The sequence below is a fragment of the Mesorhizobium sp. M7A.F.Ca.AU.001.01.1.1 genome (genome assembly GCF_004022735.1).
Lineage (GTDB): Bacteria > Pseudomonadota > Alphaproteobacteria > Rhizobiales > Rhizobiaceae > Mesorhizobium > Mesorhizobium ciceri.
The window spans coordinates 1-4,015 of record NZ_RZPF01000613.1; the positions used below are offsets into that span (position 1 = coordinate 1).

The window sequence follows — 4,015 nt, forward strand, 5'->3', positions numbered from 1 at the left end:
AGCTGGTGCTTGCCTCGGGTTCGCCGCGCCGAATCGAGCTCTTGCAGCAGGCCGGGATCGAGCCGGACCGCGTGCTGCCGGCCGATATCGACGAGACGCCGCTGCGTGCCGAGCATCCGCGCTCGCTGGCCAAGCGGCTGTCGAAGGAAAAGGCCGAAAAGGCGTTTGCGTCACTGAAGACCGAAGCCGACTATGCGCCGGGTTTCGTGCTGGCCGCCGACACGGTGGTTGCCGTCGGGCGGCGCATCCTGCCCAAGGCAGAAACCCTCGACGACGCCGCCAACTGTCTCGGGCTGTTGTCGGGCCGTTCGCATCGGGTCTATTCCGGCATCTGCCTTATCACCCCGGGTGGCAAGCTGCGCCAGCGCCTGGTCGAGACGCGGGTGCGTTTCAAGCGGCTGCCGCGCGAAGAGATCGACGCCTATATCGCCTCGGGCGAATGGCGCGGCAAGGCGGGCGGCTACGCCGTCCAGGGCCTCGCCGGCGCCTTCGTCGTCAAGCTGGTCGGCTCCTACACCAACATCGTCGGGCTGCCGCTGTATGAGACCATCGCGCTGCTGAGCGGCGAAGGCTTCAAGGTGCATGGCGGCTGGCTGGCGGGAACCCGGCTGTGAATTCCGATCCCAAAGTCACGCCCTTGCGCCCAAAGCGCCCCTGTCCCGAATGCGGCAAGCCCTCGGCGCGCGACAGCTTTCCGTTCTGCTCGACGCGCTGCAAGGACATCGACCTCAACCGCTGGCTGAAGGGCGCCTATGTCATCAAGGCCCGCGATGACGAGGAAGAGACGGATCCCGACGCTCCGAAATGAGGTCGTCAGGCGGCCTCGGTCTTGCGCGCCACCCGCGCCCAGCCCGGCAGCCAGTCGCCGTGAGCGGCCAAGAGATCGTCGACCAGTGACCAGATCTGGTCGAGATCGAGTTCGGCCGCGGTGTGCGGATCCATCATCGCCGCGTGGTAGATGTGCTCGCGGTTCTCGGTCATCAGAGCCCGCACCGTCAGTTCCTGCACGTTGATGTTGGTGCGGATCAGCGCGGTCAATTGCGGCGGCAGCTCGCCTATATAGGTCGGCTGGATGCCGGAGGCATCGACCAGGCACGGCACTTCGGCGGCGCAATCCCGAGGCAGCGAGGTGATGCAGCCATTGTTGCGGACATTGCCGTAGATCACCGACGGCTCGCCGGTCCAGACTGAATTCATGATCGAGGAGGCATATTCCCGGGACTGCTCTACCTCGATGCGATCGGCCGAGCGATAGGCTTCAGCCTGCCCCTTCCAGCGCTCGATCTGCTCGATGCAGCGCTTGGGATATTCATCAAGCGGGATGCCGTACTTCTCGATCAGGTCCGGGCGGCCGTCCTTGATGAAATAGGGCGTATATTCGGCAAAATGCTCCGAGCTCTCGGTGACGAAATAGCCGAGCCTGGTCAGCATCTCGTAGCGCACCTTGTTGGCACAGCGCGGGTTCCAGCCGGGCTTGGGCGCGCGGCCTTCGCGATAGGCGCGCACGAGATCTGGGTAGAGGTCGCGGTAGGAACCGTCCGGCTGGCGATGCTCGAACTTCAGATAGAACGCCATGTGGTTGATGCCGGCCGAGCGATAGCGGATCCCTTCGTAGGGAAGGTCGAGGTCTTCAGCCAGCTCCATTGCCGTGCCCTGCACCGAATGGCAGAGGCCGACCTGCCTGATCTCAGGGTATTTCTCTGCTATCGCCCAGGTGTTGATCGCCATCGGGTTGACATATTGCAGCATGATCGCCTGCGGGCAGACGGCGAGCATGTCTTCGCACACCTTCCACAGATGCGGCACGGTCCTTAAGCCCCGCATGATGCCGCCGACGCCGAGCGTGTCGGCGATCGTCTGGCGCAGGCCGTATTTCTTCGGCACCTCGAAGTCAGTGACGGTGCAGGGCTCGTAGCCCCCGATCTGGAAGGCGACGACGACGAAATCGGCGCCGGCCAGCGCCTTGCGCTGATCCGAATGGGTCTCGGTCTTCGCCTTGACGCCAAGCGTCGCGATCAGCTTGTTGACGACAATGGCGCTCTCTTCCAGCCGCTGCGGATTGATGTCCATCAGCGCGATCGTCGCGCCGGACAGCGACGGGCGCTGCAGCACGTCGCCGACAATGTTCTTCATGAACACCGTCGAGCCGGCGCCGATGAACGTGATCTTGGGATTTCTTGCCATGCTAACCTCCGGCATATGTTCAGGCCACATCGAAAGCGGCCCTGACGAGCCGTTCGGTGTAAGCGGTCTTGGGATTGGACAGGACGTCGTCGACGGGGCCCTGCTCGACGATCTTGCCGTTCTGCATGACGATCACGCGATGGCATAGCGCGCGCACCACCTTGAGGTCGTGCGAGATGAAGAGGTAGCTGAGGCCGCGCTCGTCCTGCAGCTTGCGCAGGAGGTCGATGATCTGCGCCTGGACGGAGAGGTCCAGCGCCGATGTCGGCTCGTCGAGCAGGATGAATTCTGGTTCGAGCGCTATGGCGCGGGCGATCGCGATCCGTTGTCGCTGGCCGCCGGAGAATTCGTGCGGAAACCGCGACAGAATATCGCCCGGCATGCCGGCGCTGACCAGCGCGTCGCGCACCCGTTCGACCCGCTCGCGCCGCGTCGCCCCTATGCTGTTGACGATCAGCCCTTCCTCGATGATCTGGCCGATCGTCATGCGCGGGTTGAGCGAGGAGAACGGATCCTGGAAGACGATCTGCATGCGCGAGCGCAACGGCCGCATCTCGGCCCGCGACAGGCCGTGGATCGGCTTGCCGTCGAAACGGATCTCGCCGCGCTTGGCGTCGATCAACCGGAGCAGGGCCTGGCCGAAGGTGGTCTTGCCGGAGCCGGACTCGCCGACCAGCCCCAGCGTCTCATGACGACAGAGTTTCAGGCTGAGATCGTCGACGGCGACCAATTCGCGCCAGTCGGGTTTCAGAAAGGTGCCGTGGCGCAGCATGAATGAGACGCGCACGCCGCTGGCCTCGAGAATGGTGCCACAACCCTCCGGCAGCGGCTTCGGCTGCCCGTGCGGCTCTGAAGCCAGCAGCCGCCTCGTATAGGGATGCCGCGGATCGCCGAACAGCCGTTCGGTGGCGTTGTGCTCGCACATTTCGCCATGCTGCATGACATAGACGTAGTCGGAGAACTGGCGCACCACGGTGAGGTCGTGGGTGATCAGGATCACCGCCATGCGCAGCTCTTTCTGCAGGCTGCGGATCAGGTTCAGGATCTGCGCCTGGACGGTGACATCGAGCGCCGTGGTCGGCTCATCGGCGATCAGCACGTCGGGATTGTTGGCCAGCGCCATGGCGATCATCACCCGCTGGCGTTGCCCGCCCGAGAGCTGATGCGGGTATTGTCTGAGCCGCGCGGCAGGATCGGGAATCTGCACGTGCTGCAGAAGTTCGAGCGCTCGCGCCCAAGCCTGTTTGCGGCTGACCTTACGATGCACCCGGATCGCCTCGACGATCTGGCTGCCGACCGTATAGATCGGGTTGAGCGAACTCATCGGCTCCTGGAAGATCATCGAGATGCGGTTGCCGCGCAGCTTGCGCCGGGCGCTCTCGGGAAATTTCAGGATGTTTTGCCCGTCATAACAGACGCTCGAGCCGGGCGACACCGTGGCGCGCCGTGACAGCAGGCCCATGACGGTGCGCGCCGTCACCGACTTGCCCGAACCGGATTCGCCGACGATGGCGATCGTCTCGCCGCGATAGAGCTGGAACGAGATGTCCTTGACCGCTTCGACGACGCCATGCTCCACCTTGAAGGCCACGGCGACGTTGCGGGCATCGATGATCGGCTGGTCCTGGCGTCCATCATGGTCGTGACGGACGATCGGTGCGAAGGATTCGGCGAGCGCGACGGACATCTCAGCACCTCAATAAGGGTCGACGGCGTCGCGCAGGCCGTCGCCCAGCGCGTTGAAGGCAAAGACGGTGACCAGCACAAAACCGACCGGCGACAGGATCCAGGGATAGGTGCCGATGACGGAATAGGTCGCGGTGTCCTGAAG

General features: G+C 64.1%; 4 protein-coding genes and 1 pseudogene. 2 read left to right on the plus strand and 3 right to left on the minus strand.

Annotated features, from left to right (window positions below):
• Window positions 1-2 precede the first annotated feature (2 nt).
• Window positions 3-614 carry a Maf-like protein gene (locus EN884_RS28285; RefSeq protein ID WP_245492001.1) on the plus strand — a complete coding sequence of 204 codons (612 nt, stop codon included), beginning with the start codon at window positions 3-5 and terminating at the stop codon, window positions 612-614.
• Window positions 611-808, plus strand: coding sequence for a DNA gyrase inhibitor YacG (yacG, locus tag EN884_RS28290; protein ID WP_013530195.1), 198 nt, complete (start codon window positions 611-613; stop codon window positions 806-808). The genes EN884_RS28285 and yacG overlap by 4 nt, the downstream gene beginning before the upstream one ends.
• A 5-nt stretch (window positions 809-813) precedes the next feature.
• Here yacG and EN884_RS28295 read toward each other — a convergent pair whose 3' ends face one another.
• The 3 genes and pseudogenes from EN884_RS28295 to EN884_RS28305 all read right to left on the minus strand — a co-directional run.
• A complete protein-coding gene (locus EN884_RS28295) occupies window positions 814-2,184 on the minus strand; it encodes an alpha-glucosidase/alpha-galactosidase (protein ID WP_063170044.1) in 1,371 nt (456 codons plus the stop codon).
• A gap of 19 nt (window positions 2,185-2,203) precedes the next feature.
• Entirely contained in the window at window positions 2,204-3,871 is a 1,668-nt protein-coding gene (locus tag EN884_RS28300) for an ABC transporter ATP-binding protein (protein ID WP_063170043.1), read from the minus strand.
• A gap of 9 nt (window positions 3,872-3,880) precedes the next feature.
• Window positions 3,881-4,015, minus strand: a pseudogene (locus EN884_RS28305) (ABC transporter permease); the annotation flags it as partial.